This is a genomic window from Brevundimonas sp. Root608 (assembly GCF_001427825.1).
Classification (GTDB): Bacteria; Pseudomonadota; Alphaproteobacteria; order Caulobacterales; family Caulobacteraceae; genus Brevundimonas.
Genome location: NZ_LMGT01000001.1, coordinates 193249 through 207754, shown reverse-complemented (window position 1 = coordinate 207754; position 14506 = coordinate 193249). Strand labels below are relative to the sequence as shown.

Below are 14506 nucleotides of genomic sequence, written 5' to 3'. Positions count from 1 at the left end.
AGGGATGAAGGACATACCCATGAACAAGGCAATCATCGCGATCGCGGCTTCGGGCCTGCTGGCCAGCGCCTGCGCAAGCGACGGCTACGGCGGCGTCAATGAGACGACCCGTCAGGGCGCGATCGGCGCGGGCCTCGGCGCGGTCGCCGGCGCCATCATCGGCAACAACGTCGGCAGCGGCAACGCCGGGACCGGCGCGGCCATCGGCGCCGTCGTCGGCGGCGCGGCGGGCGCCATCCGCGGTTCGCAGCAGGACCGCGCCAATCAGCAGCGTTATCGGGACAGCTCGAACCGGTACTACTACTGCTACGACGGCCGTCAGGACGAATGCTACTGGGAGAACGGCCAGCGCCGCTACTAGGCGTCGGCTTTTCGCTTGAACATCGGGGCGGTTCGTCGGCTGGCGGGCCGCCCTTTTCACGGGTCGGTGGAGGGCTGGATATGAAGCGATCGATTGTGCTGCTGGGCCTGGCGGTGGCCGTCTCCGGCTGCGCCGTGGGCGGATTCAGGCACCGAAGCGACCTGGTCGCGGAGCCTTCGGCCTGCGCGACCAAACGGTTCGAGGTGTATTTCGCCGATGGCGAGGCGCGGCTGACGGAGCCGGCGCGGCAGGCCATCGGCATGACGGCGGCCCAGTTGCAGAGCTGCGAGATTCGCAAGGTGCAGGTCCTTGGCCTGTCCGACGCCCGCGGCGGCGGGGCGGCCAACCAGAGCCTGTCGGAGCGCCGCGCCATTGCGGTGGCCGAGGCCCTGACGGCGGCCGGCTGGCCGGCGCCGGCGTTCGATGTCGAGGCGGTCGGCGACACGGGCGCCGTGGCCGAGACCGGCGTGCGCGAGCCCATGCGGCGGCGCACCGAGGTGCTGATCGAGGCCGTCCCGCGCAGCTGAGGCGACGCGCCGCTGCGACGGACGGTGACGCGGCGGGGTCGGGACGGCTAAGGTCGCGCCGACGCCTCGTGGAGCCCGTGTGTCCCTGCTCACCCGAATCCTGACCGCCGCCCTGCTGTGGCTGGCCGCCGGCGCCGCCGTCGCCCAGCCCGCACGCACCTCCGCGCCGGGGCCGCAGCGCACCGAACGGATCGAGGCCGAACTGGTCCCGATGTCGGCCTGGGCCGCGCCCGGCTCGACCGCCGTGGTGGCCGTCAGACAGATCATCAAGCCCGGCTGGCACACCTACTGGCGAAATCCCGGCGATTCCGGCGGGGCGACGACCCTGACGTGGACGACGCCGCAGGGCGTGAAGGCGGGTGAGATCGTCTGGCCCCTGCCCGAGCGCCAGCGGCTGTCGGGCCTGATGAACTATGGCTATTCCGGCGAGGTCTATCTGCCCGTTCCGGTCGATGTCCCCGCCACGGCGCGGGCGGGGACCCCTGTGCCGCTGACGGTCAAGGCGCTGTTCTTCGTCTGCAGCGCCGAGATGTGCGTCCCGGAAGAACTGATCCTGAACCTCGACCTGCCGGTGCGCGAGGGCGCCGCGCCGCTGGACCCGCGCCACGGAGCGGCGATCACCCGCGTGCTGGAGACCGCGCCCCGGCCGGCCGGGATCGAGGCCCGCATCGCCCTTGAGGACGGCGTCCTGGTGCTGAGCGCGGTCGGCGGACCGTTGGCGGGCCGCGATCCGGGCCCGAGCTATTTCTTCCCCTTCGAGGGCGGCGTCATCGGCCATCCGGCCGCCCAGACCGGCGGCTGGGGGCCGCAGGGACTGACGCTGCGGCTGCAGCCGGGCGGGGCGACGCGGTCGGACGGCCTGGCGGGGCCGGTGGCGGGCGTGCTGGCCACGGCCCACGGGGCGTTCGAGATCGCCGCCGTGCCCGGGGCGGCGCTGCCCGGCAGCGACGGATCGGGCGATCTGGCCGCGGCGCCGGATGGCGGCGCGGCGGCGGCGGCCGCTGAAGGGACCGGCCCGACGGTCTTCGCCCGGGCCGTGCTGTTCGCGCTTCTGGGCGGGCTGATCCTGAACCTGATGCCCTGCGTCTTCCCCATTCTGGCGATGAAGGCGGCGGCGCTGGCGGCCTCGGCGCATGACCCGCGGCACGCGCGGCGCGACGGACTGGCCTTCCTGGCCGGGGTGCTGACGACCTTCCTGCTGCTGGCGGGCGTGCTGCTGGCGCTGCGGGCCGCGGGCGAGGCCGTGGGCTGGGGCTTCCAGCTGCAGTCGCCGCCGGTGACGGCGGGGCTGGCCCTGCTGATGCTCGCCGTGGCCCTCAACCTGTCCAGCGTCTTCCACGTCGGCGCCGGACTGCAGGGCGCCGGCTCGGGCCCGCTGGCGCGTCTGCCGGGCGGGGTTGGCGCCTTCTTCACCGGGGCGCTGGCCGTGGTGGTGGCGGCCCCCTGCACCGCCCCCTTCATGGCCTTCGCCCTTGGGGCGGCGCTGCTGATGCCGTGGCCGATGGCGCTGATGGTGTTTCTCGGGCTCGGGCTGGGACTGGCCCTGCCCTATGTGGCCGTCAGCCTGAGCCCCGGTCTGCTGGCCCGCCTGCCGCGGCCCGGACCTTGGATGGAGCGGCTGAAGGGCCTGCTGGCCTTCCCCCTGTATGCGACGGCCCTGTGGCTGGCCTGGGTGTTCGGCCGCCAGGCGGGAGCGGACGCCCTGGGCCTGCTGTTCGCGGCCGGCGTGCTGCTGGCGCTGGGCCTCTGGCTGATCGGCGGGGCGCAGGCCGAGCGGATGGCCGGGCGCCGCGGCGTGCTGCAACTGACGGCTGGCGCGACAGCCCTATTGCTGGCCGCCGGAACCGGGTGGCTGGCGGCCGTCCTGCCCGCGGAGAGTCCGGTCGCCGAACCCGGCGAAGGCCTGGCCGGGCCCCGGGCCGCGCCTTGGTCGCCCTCCGCCGTCAAGGCCGCCCTGGCCGAGGGCCGGCCGGTGCTGGTCAATTTCACCGCCGACTGGTGCGTGACCTGCAAGATCAACGAACGAACGTCGCTGACCTCGCCCGGCGTCGCCGCGGCCATGGCGCGGACCAGGGCCGTCTATCTGGTGGGCGACTGGACGCGACGGGACGACGCCATCACCGCCGAACTGCAGCGTCACGGCCGCTCCGGCGTGCCCCTGTATCTGCTGTATTCGCCCGGATCGGCCGAGCCGCGCATCCTGCCGCAGCTGTTGACCGAGGGGGTGGTCGTCGAGGCCCTGACGCACGCCGAAGAGTGACCCGGTACGCCATGTGGCGCTCCGGAAGCCGGAATCGGCCAATCCGGGCAGGGCCAAGGTCATTTCGGGGCGGACGAAACAAGGCGTCATCCGCTGTGTTAGCCAGTCGGTGCGAGCCCCTCCCCGCTCGCTTTGACCAAGGCAGACATCATGCGAAAGACCGCGCTCCTCACTGGCGTCGCCGGCCTGTTCCTCATGACCGCTCCCGCGTTCGCCCAGGACAGCACGGCCCCGCAAACCCCGGCCCCGGCCGCCGAACAGGCCGCCCCCGCGCCGACGCAGAACCTGACCCTTCAGCCCGGATCCGACGTCAAGGGTTCCGACGGCGCGCTGCTGGGCAAGCTTGAAGGCGCCCGCAATACGGAATCCGGCCAGGAGCTGACCGTGCGCGGCGCCGATGGCGAGCTGCGCGGCGTTCCGGTGTCCGGCGGCGTGCGCCAGGACGGCGCCGGCGTCGCCGTGGGCTGGACCAGCGCCCAGTTCGCCGCCGCCGCCGCGATCGAGGATGCGGCGACGCCGGTCGACGAACCGGCCGCCGAACCGACTGAAGAGGCTGCATCCGAGCCGGCGACGCCGGCGACCCCCGCTACCCCGGCGACGCCGGCGAACCCGGGCGTGACGCCCGCCACGCCGGCCACTCCGGCCACCCCCGCGACGCCGGCCAGCCCGGATCATTCGGGTCACCACGGCGCCACGCCGGCCCCCGGCGAAGGCCAGAAGCCGAACAAGCCCGGCGCCTGATCCCGGGATCGAGGCAAGAAAAAAGGGCGGCTCCGCACGGAGCCGCCCTTCGTCGTTTCGGATGGGTCAGAGGCGGGCGAAAGCCAAACTCCTGTTGGGCGTCGCCCTGCGCGGTTTCCAGATCAAATCCTGTGCACGCTCATGGGAAGAAGAGCCTTGGCCTCGGCCACGCTGCGCGCCACCAGGTGTCGGCGTCGAAGGAAGGTGCGGGCCATGAGGGCGCACCGGTCGTAGGTCGCAGGGTCGTGGCTGATGAAGATCGTGTAGCTCTGCTGGCTCGTCACGGCGTTAAACGCGGCCGAGATGCTTTCGATCTCTTCCGGCGTCGCCTGTGCGTGCGGATTGCGTATGTCGATGATCCAGTCCCAACTGCCGAGGACGGGACGCTGGTCGGTCAGCTGCAGCACCGTCTCGGCGACCGTACTGGTCTGGGGCTCCGGGAGAACGGTGACCCAGGCCCGGCAAAGGCCCTCGTCCAATTTGACCTGAATAGACATGGGCTGAGACTGAAGCGAAGCGAGCAAAAAAGGGGTTAACGTTCAAGACGCTAAGTCGACATCGCTTGAGCGCGCCGGAGATTCCTCCTCACCCGCACCGTGATCGCCGAAAGGGTCGAGTCGACGCAGGACCGACGGCGTCTCCCGCCGTCTCGCCATGGAAAAAGGGCGGCTCCGGAGGGAGCCGCCCTTCGTCATTTCAGACCGGCGAAGCGCCTAGGTGCGACGCTTGACCAGGCCGACGAGGAACAACAGCAGGCAGGCGCCGAGGAAGGCGACCAGCAGCGTGATCAGATTGAAGCCGCCGACCGGAATACCCAGCAGATTGCCGGCGATGAAACCGCCCAGCAGGGCGCCGACGACGCCGACGATCAGGTTGGTCACCAGGCCGTGGCTGCGGCCCATAACTTTTTCAGCGAGCCAGCCGGCGACGATGCCGATGACGATCCAGCCAATGATACCCAAGCCCATGTTGTCTCTCCCTTGAAGCCCAATGCTCTGTCGCCGTAATGCGCGTGAAGCGTAACGGTTGCGGAACCCCACACAGAACATTGCTCACCGACTCTCTCCCGTCAGGCGAGCGCGGCACGGTGCTTGCCGCGTGAAGGGCGAGCCGTCCCGCTTCGGGACAGCCTGCCAATACGGGGAATAGGGCCATGGCCACCGACATCGACCTGCACTTGGGACGCCGCCTGCGCCGCCGCCGGCGCCTGCTGGGCCTGACGCAACAACAGCTGGCCAACCAGGTCGGCATCCGCTTCCAGCAGATCCAGAAATACGAATGCGGCGCCAACCGCATCTCGGCCGCCCGCCTGTGGCAGCTGTCCGAGGCGCTGGAATCGCCGGTCAGCTATTTCTACGACGGTCTGGAAGAGGCCATCGAACGCCGCGAGGTCGCCAACCAGGGCGGCGAGATGTTTTCCCGCAAGGAAACGCTCGACCTGATCCAGGCCTACTATCAGCTGGACGAGAAGCCGCGCCGGCGCCTGCTGGACCTGGCCAAGTCCCTGCACGTCGAGGCCGACGCCGCATAGGGGTCAGGGACCTGGGATTAGGGATTAGCGGGCGAGGAGCAGTATTTGCGTTGAGTGGCTTGACTAACACCTAGCCCCTGACACCTAACCCCTCCCCATGACCGAGTACGAACTGTTCGCCGTCGAGCTGGCCCGCGAGGCCGCGCGCGTCTCCCTGCCGTATTTCCGGGGCGACTATGCGCAGTCCGACAAGGGCGGAGCGGGCGCCTTCGATCCGGTCACCGAGGCCGACCAGGAGGCCGAGGCCGCGCTGCGCCGGCTGATCGCCGCCCGCTATCCCGACCACGGCGTGATCGGGGAAGAGTATGGCGAGGACCGGCCGGACGCCGACCATGTGTGGATTCTCGACCCCATCGACGGCACCCGCGCCTTCATCGCCGGCCTGCCACTGTGGACCAATCTGATCGCCCTTCGGGCCGGGGGGCGGCCCGCCGTCGGCGTGATCGCCCAGCCCTATCTGGACGAGATCTTCCTCGGCGGCCCCTCCGGCGCGCGCCTATTGCGGGGCGATACGGAGACGGCGCTGGCCGTCCGGCCCTGCCCGCGGCTGAACGACGCCCTGATCGCCACCACCGATCCCGACCTGTTCACCGGCGCGGAGCTGGGGGCCTGGACCCAGGTCCGGGCCGCCGCGCGTCTGGCCCGGCTGGGCTGCGACGCCTACGCCTACGCCATGCTGGCGGCGGGCCGGATCGATCTGGTGGCCGAAAGCGCGCTGAAGGTCTGGGACTGGTCGGCGCTGGTCCCGGTCATCGAGGCGGCCGGCGGCGCGGTCAGCAACTGGCGCGGCGAGGCGCCGGACGGGTCCGGGCAGATCCTCGCGGTCGGGGACGTGGGCATCCGCGAGCAGGCGCTGGTGACGCTGCGAAGGGCGGCGGTATAGGCCGTTAAATCCTCCCCCGAACGGGGAGGATTTGGAGCCTCAGGCCGCTTCGATCGGCTCCTTCGCCGGCAGCGGCGACAGGTCCTCGACCGGCGAGACATAGGCGGCCATGGCGTCGAACTCGTCGAGGAAGACCGCGCGCTTGTCGTCGGTCTCCATGATGACCTCGTGCTTCGCCCCCGGAATCTCGACGTAGCGGCCGCGGCCCAGCCGTTTGGCGGCCCATTTGTTGGTCTGTTTCCAGACGCGGTCGTCCTCGGCGGCCTGGACGATGGCGACCGGGACGGACACCGCCTTCAGGGCCCTGGGCTTGAGCGCGCGTTCGCCGGCGTCGAGGCCCACGGCCAGCCAGCCCCAGGTCGGGCCGCCGACGGCCAGATGCGGGCAGGCGTACAGCTGTTGCCGCCACTGTTCGTAGCGGCTCTCGTCGGTCGTCAGGGCGTCCTTTTCGAAGGTGTGGTCGAACGGGTCGTCGGCGTCGTCCAGCACATAGTCGCCGGCCTTGCCGTGGCGCAGGTTCCAGCGCACCGCCAGCTTGACCGACCACATCGACCGCTTGCCGGTCCTGATGCGCAGCATGGGGCTGGTCAGCAGGGCGCCGGAAAAACGGCTCTCGCCGCCCTCCAGGCTCATCAGGTTCAGGACGCCGCCCATCGAATGGCCGACCATGATCCAGGGCTTGGGCGCGCGGCCTTCCCAGGCGTCCAGCAGGCGGGCGTAGTCGTCGAGGAATTCCTCCACCGCCCGGGCGTGGCCCTTGAGCCGGTCCGGCAACAGGCGGGCCGAAAGGCCCTGACCGCGCCAGTCATGGGCCAGGACGCACCAGCCGCGGGCGAGGAAATTGCCGATGACCTCGTAGTATTTCTCGATCGGCTCGGTCCGGCCGGGGCTGACGACGACGGTGCCGCGCGGCTTCCTGGCGATGAGGGCCGACGGCGTCCAGAAGGCGGCCCGCAGGCGCAGGCCGCCGGCGCCGCGGAACCATTCGCCCTCGCCCCCCGGAGGCGCGGAGGCGCCCGGAACGCCCATCAGGGGCGCATTGGCGGCGTAGGCGACGGCTCGGTTCACTCTGGCTTCCTGAATCTCAAGGTCATGCGGTCACTCTCTCCGATGCGGTCGTACTTCGACCGGTCGAAGGCCGGGTTCGGCGGCGAACCGCGCGGGGCGGTCAGCGACATCGGCGGCAGGGTCTCGACCCCGAACGGATGATCCTTGGTATCCCTTTCATTCGCGTTGATTTCCGACGCGGCGACGAAGGCGAAGCCCGCTTCCGCCGCCAGCTGTTTGACGAACGCCTCCTGGACGTATCCGTTCGCGGCCGCGGGGTCCTGATCTTCCTCGGGGCCGAGGCGGTGCTGTTCGACCCCCAGGATCCCGCCCGGACGCAGGGCGGCCCAGGCGTCGGCGAAGGCCTTCTCGGCGATGCCGGCGGCCATCCAGGCGTGGATGTTGCGCATGAACAGCACCATGTCGACCGTGCCGGCGGCGGTCACCGGGCCCGAGGTGGGGCCGAAGGCGCTGAGCTCGATCTCGCCGTAGAGGCGCTTGTCGGTGGTGAATCGCTGCTGGAAGGCGGCGGCCAGCTGGACCTGGGACGGGTCGGCGCCGGGGCCGGTCTGGAAGCCGGCGGCGACGTATTTTCCGGCGCCCTCGGCCAGATATGGGGCCAGAATCTCGGTGTACCAGCCGCTGCCGGGCCAGAATTCGACCACCGTCATGCGCGGCTGCAGGCCGAAGAAGCGCAGGGTCTCCATCGGATGGCGGGCGGCGTCGCGCGCCTTGTCCTGGGCGCGCCAGGGACCGGCCACGGCCCACTCGAGCGAGCCCTTGGGCGGGCCGTCGGGCGTCGGCGGCGGCTCGGCGGTCTTTTCCTCGCGGCCGCAGGCGGCCAGACCGGCGACGGCGACCACCGCGACGCCGGACAGCAGGCTGCGGCGCGACAGCGGCCCGTGACGGCGTTCGGTGGATTCAGCCATGCACGCTCCCTGCGGCGCGGCCCCGTCTGATCAGGCGCCGCCCCGGCACGCAGGCCTTAACCGCGTTCCCCGAGCCCGTCAAAAGGGTTCCCGGCATGACGCCGTCAGGCCGGCTTGCGGAACCGCAGCGTCATGCGGTCGCTTTCGCCGATGGCGTCGTACTCGGCCCGCTCGGCCTCGGTCAGGGGGGTGGAACGGTCGTTGGCGTTGCCCTCGCGCGGCGCACTGGTGCGGACGGGCGGCAGGGTCCAGACGCCATAGGGGTGGTCGTGGTCGTCCTTCGGATTGGCGTTCAGCTCGCTGCGGGCGTCGAGCACGAAGCCGGCGGCCTGGGCGGCGTGGATGACATAGCTCTCGGAGACATAGCCGAAGGGGGCCGTCGCGTCGGCGTTCAGACCCTCGGCGCCGCGGTGCTGTTCGACGGCCAGGACGCCGCCCGGCTTCAGCGCCTTGAAGAAGGCGGCCATATAGGGGGCGGTGCGGCCGGCGCGGTGCCAGTTGTGCAGGGCCCGGGCGACCACGACCAGATCCGCCGTCCCGTCCGGCACGCCCATGCTTTCGAGCGGACGGTTGACGGCGACATAGGTCCCGCCGGTGGCCTGGGCGTAAGGCTCCAGGATGTTGCGCCACCAGCCGGCGCGACCCGGCTCGATCTCGACCACGGTCGATCCGGGCGTCAGGCCCCAGAAGGTCAGGGTCTCGAACGGATGGCGGAAGGGGTCGCGGGCGACGTCGGCGGCGGGACGGGCGTCGGAGCCCACGGCGGCCTGGAGGGCGGCGTCTTCCTGAAGGACCGGAGGCGTCATGGCGGCGCGACGAACGGTGCGCTGGGCCCCCGTCTCATTCAGGGCCGGAAGCGCCGGCAGGGCCTGGGCCGCGGCGATCGACGGCAGGACGAGGGCGGTGGTCACGGCGAGGGCGAGCAGGCGCATGGGTGGCTCCAGAAATGTGCGGGCGAACCCTACGGCGTCTGCGGACGGGAGCAAGCCTCGCGAACGGACGGCGACAGATTGGCGCGGTCTTGACGCCGGACGAACGCTTCCCACATCGCAATCGAGGCCGCCGGTTCCGGGGCCTCCAGACCGGGCGGGGCCGATATCCGGACCGCCGGGGCTGAACTCCCACCGCCGTCCCGGGCCAAATCGCTGGGGCGGTTCAACCTTGCTGATCCTCAGGAGGATGACCCATGCGTACCTATGATTTCACCCCGCTGTACCGTTCCGCCGTCGGCTTCGACCGTCTGGCCGGCCTGCTGGAAAGCGCCGCGCGCACCAGCCAGGAAAACGGCTGGCCGCCCTACAACATCGAGACGACGGGCGAGAACGCCTATCGCATCGAGCTGGCGGTGGCCGGGTTCAAGCCCGACGAGCTGACCCTCGAGGTCAAGGAGAACCTGCTGACCGTCACCGGCCGCAAGACGGCCAATGACGACGCGGCCGGACGGACCTATCTGCATCGCGGCCTGGCCGAGCGCGACTTCGAGCGCCGGTTCCAGCTGGCCGACTATGTGGTGGTGAAGGGCGCCGACCTGGCCGACGGCCTGCTGTCGATCGAACTGGCCCGCGAGCTGCCGGAGGCCCTCAAGCCCCGCCAGATCGAGATCAACACCGGCCAGCGCCTGATCGAGGGCAAGAAGTCCAAAGCCGCCTGACGCCTCAGGAAGCGCGAAGCGCGGCAGGAAGACTGGAGAGGGCGGCGTTCGCGCCGCCCTTTTTTCGTGCGTCAGGGCTGGGGAGCGGGCGTCGGCTCCGGCATGCCGCGCACGCCGTTGACCGTGGCGTCGGTCAGGTCCGTCTGGTGCATGGTGGCGCCGTGCAGCATGGCCCGGGTGAGATCGGCGCCCGCCAGCACCGCTCGGTTCAGGTCGGCCCCCGACAGGTCCGCGCCGCGCAGGCAGGCGCCCGTCAGGTCGGCGGGCAGCAGCCGGTCGGCGGCGATCAGCAGCGGACCCAGCTTGGCGCCGCGCAGATCCGAGCCGTTCAGCCGCACCCGCGCGAGCCGCGCGCCGCGCAGATCGGCGCCCTTCAGATTGACCGAGCGCAGGTCAGCGTCCTCCAGGTGCGCGCCCTGAAGCTGCACCCCCTCCATGTCGAGGCCGTAGAAGACCGCGCCCTTGGCGGACAGGGCGGTCAGATTGTAGCCGTGGATGGAGCGCAGGGCCCGCAGGTCGACGCCGTCGAAGACCGAGGGCCGGCCCTGAACGCCGCCGGTCTCGCACCACTGGGCGTGTTCGGCCAGCATATCGGCGGCGGGCATCTTGCCGACAGGGGCCCCGGCGGGGCGGTCGTCGGTCAGGCAGCCCGTCATATTGGCCCCGTCGGTCCGCCACATGGCCATCTTGCAGCCCACCAGCACGGCGTCGCGCATGTCCGCGCCCGAGAGGTCGGCGCCCGACAGGTCCGCGCCCGCCAGATCCGCGCCCCGGAAGCTGGCCTGCTTCAGGTTCGCGCGGACCATCTTGCAGTCCTTCATGATGGCGTCGGAGAAGTCGGCCGCGACCGCGACGATCCCCGTCAGCTTGGAGCGTTCCAGATTGGCGCCGGCCAGGCAGGCGCCCTGGGCCTGGGTGTCCTGGCGCGACTTGGCCTCGACGACGCGGAAGCCCAGCTTGGAGTCGGCCGCGGCGATGGTGCCCTCGCGCAGATCGGCCTCGAACAGATCGGCGCCGCTGAGGTCGGCGCCGCGCAGGCAGGCGCCGCGCAGATCGGCCCGACGCATGCTCGCGTCGATCAGGATGCAATCCTGCATGTCGGCGCCGAAGAAGGTGGCGTTGTCGAGCTTGGCCCCCGTCAGGTCGGTCCCGTGCAGCGAGGCGGCCGCGAAATCGGCGTCGGCCAGATTGCGTCCGGCGAGGCTGAGGCCGGACAGGTCCAGCCAGGCGAAGACGGCGCGGGCACCGCCGGGCTTGGCCTGCCACAGGCGGTCGTGCCGGGCGCAGATGGCGTCCAGTTCGGTCTGGTCGAGGCGCCTTCTGGCGCTGGAGGAGGCGGTGGGGGCGGGCGACATAAGTCCCGTTCTGGCACGTCGGCGCTTAAGGAAGGCTGAAATGGTTACCGGCGGACCCTCGGGCCCGCCTTACGCGAAACTCCAGGCCCCGGCGGCGATCAGGCCGTCAGCAGTCCCTGGGTCTGAAGCGCCTCGGCCAGTTCGCCCGGCCCGACCCAGATCCGGGTGTAGCCGGCCTCGCCGAGGCGCTGAAGTTCGGTGGTCAGATCGGCCTTGGCCGAGGCGGCGAAGCGGGCGTCGAAACCCGCGCCGTCCTCGCTGATCCGGACCATGGGCCGTCCGGTCTCGACCCGGTGCAGATAGCCCTCGTAGAGAACCGCCGCCTCCTGGGCCAGCAGCCCCGTCTCGACCTCGAGCCCCGCCTTCTTCAGCCGTTCGACGCCCCGGCCCGCGGCGAAGGGCGAAGGGTCGACGGCGGCCACGACGACGCGGCTGACGCCGGCGTCCATCAGGAAGTGGGAACAGGATTTGCGGCCCGACGAGCGGGCGCCGCACGGCTCCATGGTGACGTAGGCGGTGGCGCCACGCGCCTTGTCGGCGGCGGCGGGCGCGGCCTGCTCCTCGGCGTGAGGACGGCCGCCGGGCGCGGTGGCAGCCTCGGAGACCACCTCGCCGTCCCTGACGATGACGCAGCCGACGGCCGGGTTGGGCCAGGTCTGACCCATGCGCGCCTTGGCCAGCTCGATGGCCCGGCCCATGAAGCGGATGTCGTCCGAGGCCTGCCGGGCGGAGGTCATGCGGGGAGTCCCGGCAGGTCCGTCGCCCGTTCCGCGTCGAGATAGCGGGCGGCGACCGGCTTCAGGTCGGCGTCGAGGTCGATCTCGAGCGGATTGCCGGTCGGGATCTCGACGCCGACGATCCGGTCGTCCGGCACGGCGAACAGGTGTTTGACGATCGCCCGCAGCGAATTGCCGTGGGCGGCGATCAGCACGTCGTCGCCGGCCCTCAGGCGCGGGGCGATGGCGGCGTCCCAATAGGGCAGGACGCGGTCGAGCGTCGTCTTCAGGCTTTCCGTATCGGGAATGGTCTGGCCGGCGTAGCGGGGGTCGGCGCTGAAATCCCATTCGCCGCCCGGAGCCAGCGGCGGAGGCGGAATGTCGTAGCTGCGGCGCCAGATCTTCACCTGGGCGTCGCCGTGCAGGGCGGCGGTCTCGGCCTTGTCGAGGCCCGTCAGGCCGCCGTAGTGGCGCTCGTTCAGGCGCCAGTCCTCGACCACGGGAATGTCCTTGAGCCCGGCGGACTCCATCGCCAGGGCCCCGGTGCGTTTGGCGCGGGTCAACACCGAGGTGAAGATGACGGCGGGATGGAAGCCGGCGTCCCGGATCAGCTCTCCGCCGCGCCGGGCCTGGGCCTCGCCCTCGGCGGTCAGGTCGACGTCGACCCAGCCGGTGAAGCGGTTTTCGAGGTTCCACTGGCTCTGGCCATGGCGCAGCAGGATCAGGCGGGGCATTCACGTCTCCGAACAGTCCTTCGGGGGTAGGACCGGCGGCGGCGTGGGTCAAGCCGATGTGACAGCGCCATGACCGCAGGGGGCGTCCGGCAAAGACCGCCGATACGGGGCCTGCATGACCGGCATTTCGTAAACGGCCATCCGCGCCGCCAGCGCCCTTGCAGCCAAGGACCCGGGCCCGCGTTGTTGTGGCCCCGTTGTTGTGACGTGGGGGCCGACTGCTATACCGGGCGCCGCTTCCGGACAGGACCCGACCATGATCAAGCCCCGCCAGGACCTTCGCCCCAACACGGCCGAATACGAGACCGTGCCGCTGGTGAAGCCGACGGGCTTCCGCGAGTACGACGCCCGCTGGATCCTGGAGAAGGAGATCAACCTCCTGGGCATCCAGGCCCTGGGCCTCGGCCTGGCCACCTATGTCCACGAGATCGGCCAGACGCCGCGCATCGTGGTGGGCCACGACTACCGCTCCTATTCCCTTTCGGTGAAACAGGCGCTGATCCTGGGCCTGCTGGAAGGCGGGATGGAGGTGCTGGACATCGGCCTGGCCCTGTCGCCGACCGCCTATTTCGCCCAGTTCGAGCTCGACGCCCCCTGCGTCGCCATGGTCACGGCCAGCCACAACGAGAACGGCTGGACCGGGGTCAAGATGGGGGCCCAGCCGCCGCTGACTTTCGGCCCCGACGAGATCGGCCGGCTCAAGGACATCGTCCTGAACGGCGAGGGCGTGGGCCGGCCGGGCGGGTCGCTGACCCGGATCGAGGGCTTCCGCGAGGCCTATCTGGCCGACATCGTCTCCAAGGTGAAGCTGACGCGTCCGATCAAGGTCGTGGCCGCCTGCGGCAACGGCACGGCCGGAGCCTTCGCGCCCGAGGCCCTGCGCCGCATGGGCGCCGAGGTGATCGAGATGGACACCGAGCTGGACTACACCTTCCCCAGATACAATCCGAACCCCGAAGACCACGCCATGCTGATGCAGATGGCGGCCAGGGTGCGCGAGACGGGGGCGGACCTGGCCCTCGGCTTCGACGGCGACGGCGACCGCTGCGGCGTGGTCGACGACACGGGCGAGGAGATCTACGCCGACAAGATCGGCCTGATGCTGGGCCGCGACCTGTCGGCCCTGCACCCCGACGCCACCTTCGTCGTCGATGTGAAATCGACCGGCCTGTACAAGACCGACGAGGTGCTGAAGGCCAATGGGGCGACCACCGTCTACTGGAAGACCGGCCACAGCTACATCAAGCGCAAGACGGCCGAACTGGGCGCCCTGGCCGGGTTCGAGAAGTCGGGGCATTTCTTCTTCAACGCGCCGCTGGGCCACGGCTATGACGACGGCATCGTCGCGGCGGGCGCGGTTCTGGCCATGCTGGACCGCAATCCGGGCAAGAAGCTCAGCGAGCTGAAGGCCGCCCTTCCCGACGCCTGGACGTCGCTGACGATGAGCCCGCATTGCGACGACGAGCTGAAGTACGAGGTGCTGGAGCGGATCGTGGCCGAGTATCAGGCCCTGGCCGATGCTGGCGGGTCTATCCTGGGCCGCAGGATCGTCGAGGCCATCACCGTCAACGGCGTGCGGGTGCACCTCGAGGACGGCTCATGGGTGCTGGTCCGCGCCTCGTCGAACAAGCCCGAGCTGGTGGTGGTGGTCGAGAGCATGCGCTCGGCCGACGACATGCGGGCCCTGTTCCACGAAGAGGTGAAGCCGAGGCTGGCCAAATACGCCGAGGTCGGGGCGTACAACCAAGAGATCTGAGCCACCTCTCCTCCC

At 70.7% G+C, this 14506-nt stretch carries 16 protein-coding genes; 8 read left to right on the top strand and 8 right to left on the bottom strand.

Translation table 11 applies throughout. The annotated features are described in order from the left end of the window. Positions 1 to 19 precede the first annotated feature (19 nt). The 4 genes from ASD59_RS01065 (at position 20) to ASD59_RS01050 (ending at position 3889) form a co-directional block, all read left to right on the top strand. Positions 20 to 361 carry a YMGG-like glycine zipper-containing protein gene (locus tag ASD59_RS01065; protein WP_055827017.1) on the top strand — a complete coding sequence of 114 codons (342 nt, stop codon included), beginning with the start codon at positions 20 to 22 and terminating at the stop codon, positions 359 to 361. A gap of 80 nt (positions 362 to 441) precedes the next feature. Beyond that, entirely contained in the window at positions 442 to 888 is a 447-nt protein-coding gene (locus ASD59_RS01060) for an OmpA family protein (protein ID WP_055827014.1), read from the top strand. A 211-nt stretch (positions 889 to 1099) separates the two neighbouring features. Then, a complete protein-coding gene (locus ASD59_RS01055) occupies positions 1100 to 3148 on the top strand; it encodes a protein-disulfide reductase DsbD family protein (RefSeq protein WP_082560065.1) in 2049 nt (682 codons plus the stop codon). Positions 3149 to 3298: 150 nt separating this feature from the next. Next, positions 3299 to 3889, top strand: a complete 591-nt coding sequence (locus ASD59_RS01050; RefSeq protein WP_200943562.1) for a superoxide dismutase — start codon at positions 3299 to 3301, stop codon at positions 3887 to 3889. A gap of 122 nt (positions 3890 to 4011) precedes the next feature. Here ASD59_RS01050 and ASD59_RS01045 read toward each other — a convergent pair whose 3' ends face one another. Continuing rightward, positions 4012 to 4386 (bottom strand): hypothetical protein, encoded by a 375-nt coding sequence (locus ASD59_RS01045; RefSeq protein WP_156376874.1) that lies wholly within the window; start codon positions 4384 to 4386, stop codon positions 4012 to 4014. Positions 4387 to 4602: 216 nt separating this feature from the next. Next, on the bottom strand, positions 4603 to 4857 hold the full coding sequence (locus ASD59_RS01040; RefSeq protein ID WP_055827007.1) for a GlsB/YeaQ/YmgE family stress response membrane protein: 255 nt from the start codon (positions 4855 to 4857) through the stop codon (positions 4603 to 4605). A gap of 185 nt (positions 4858 to 5042) precedes the next feature. Between ASD59_RS01040 and ASD59_RS01035 the strand changes: the two genes are divergently transcribed. Together ASD59_RS01035 and hisN are read left to right on the top strand one after the other, a co-directional pair. Then, positions 5043 to 5420, top strand: coding sequence for a helix-turn-helix domain-containing protein (locus ASD59_RS01035; protein ID WP_055827004.1), 378 nt, complete (start codon positions 5043 to 5045; stop codon positions 5418 to 5420). A gap of 97 nt (positions 5421 to 5517) precedes the next feature. After that, positions 5518 to 6303, top strand: coding sequence for a histidinol-phosphatase (hisN, locus tag ASD59_RS01030; RefSeq protein ID WP_055827002.1), 786 nt, complete (start codon positions 5518 to 5520; stop codon positions 6301 to 6303). Between the two features lie 39 nt (positions 6304 to 6342). Here the strand turns inward: hisN and ASD59_RS01025 are convergent, their stop codons facing one another. From ASD59_RS01025 to ASD59_RS01015, 3 genes are all read right to left on the bottom strand, one after another. Continuing rightward, positions 6343 to 7371, bottom strand: coding sequence for an alpha/beta fold hydrolase (locus ASD59_RS01025; RefSeq protein WP_055826999.1), 1029 nt, complete (start codon positions 7369 to 7371; stop codon positions 6343 to 6345). After that, a complete protein-coding gene (locus tag ASD59_RS01020; protein WP_055826996.1) occupies positions 7368 to 8279 on the bottom strand; it encodes a class I SAM-dependent methyltransferase in 912 nt (303 codons plus the stop codon). The genes ASD59_RS01025 and ASD59_RS01020 overlap by 4 nt, the downstream gene beginning before the upstream one ends. Positions 8280 to 8383: 104 nt before the next feature. Next, positions 8384 to 9211 (bottom strand): class I SAM-dependent methyltransferase, encoded by an 828-nt coding sequence (locus tag ASD59_RS01015; protein WP_055826993.1) that lies wholly within the window; start codon positions 9209 to 9211, stop codon positions 8384 to 8386. 254 nt (positions 9212 to 9465) lie between these two features. Between ASD59_RS01015 and ASD59_RS01010 the strand changes: the two genes are divergently transcribed. Beyond that, the gene (locus ASD59_RS01010; protein WP_055826991.1) at positions 9466 to 9930 is read left to right on the top strand and encodes an Hsp20 family protein; all 465 of its coding nucleotides are present in this window, start codon (positions 9466 to 9468) and stop codon (positions 9928 to 9930) included. A 71-nt stretch (positions 9931 to 10001) separates the two neighbouring features. Here the strand turns inward: ASD59_RS01010 and ASD59_RS01005 are convergent, their stop codons facing one another. From ASD59_RS01005 to gpmA, 3 genes are all read right to left on the bottom strand, one after another. Beyond that, on the bottom strand, positions 10002 to 11285 hold the full coding sequence (locus ASD59_RS01005; RefSeq protein WP_055826988.1) for a pentapeptide repeat-containing protein: 1284 nt from the start codon (positions 11283 to 11285) through the stop codon (positions 10002 to 10004). A gap of 98 nt (positions 11286 to 11383) precedes the next feature. After that, positions 11384 to 12022, bottom strand: coding sequence for a bifunctional diaminohydroxyphosphoribosylaminopyrimidine deaminase/5-amino-6-(5-phosphoribosylamino)uracil reductase RibD (locus tag ASD59_RS01000; protein WP_055826984.1), 639 nt, complete (start codon positions 12020 to 12022; stop codon positions 11384 to 11386). Beyond that, positions 12019 to 12735: a 2,3-diphosphoglycerate-dependent phosphoglycerate mutase gene (gene gpmA, locus ASD59_RS00995; RefSeq protein ID WP_055826981.1), complete on the bottom strand. Its 717-nt coding sequence runs from the start codon at positions 12733 to 12735 to the stop codon at positions 12019 to 12021. Before gpmA ends, ASD59_RS01000 begins: the two co-directional genes overlap by 4 nt. Positions 12736 to 12991: 256 nt before the next feature. Between gpmA and ASD59_RS00990 the strand changes: the two genes are divergently transcribed. Then, a complete protein-coding gene (locus tag ASD59_RS00990; protein ID WP_055826978.1) occupies positions 12992 to 14491 on the top strand; it encodes a phosphomannomutase/phosphoglucomutase in 1500 nt (499 codons plus the stop codon). Positions 14492 to 14506 lie beyond the last annotated feature (15 nt).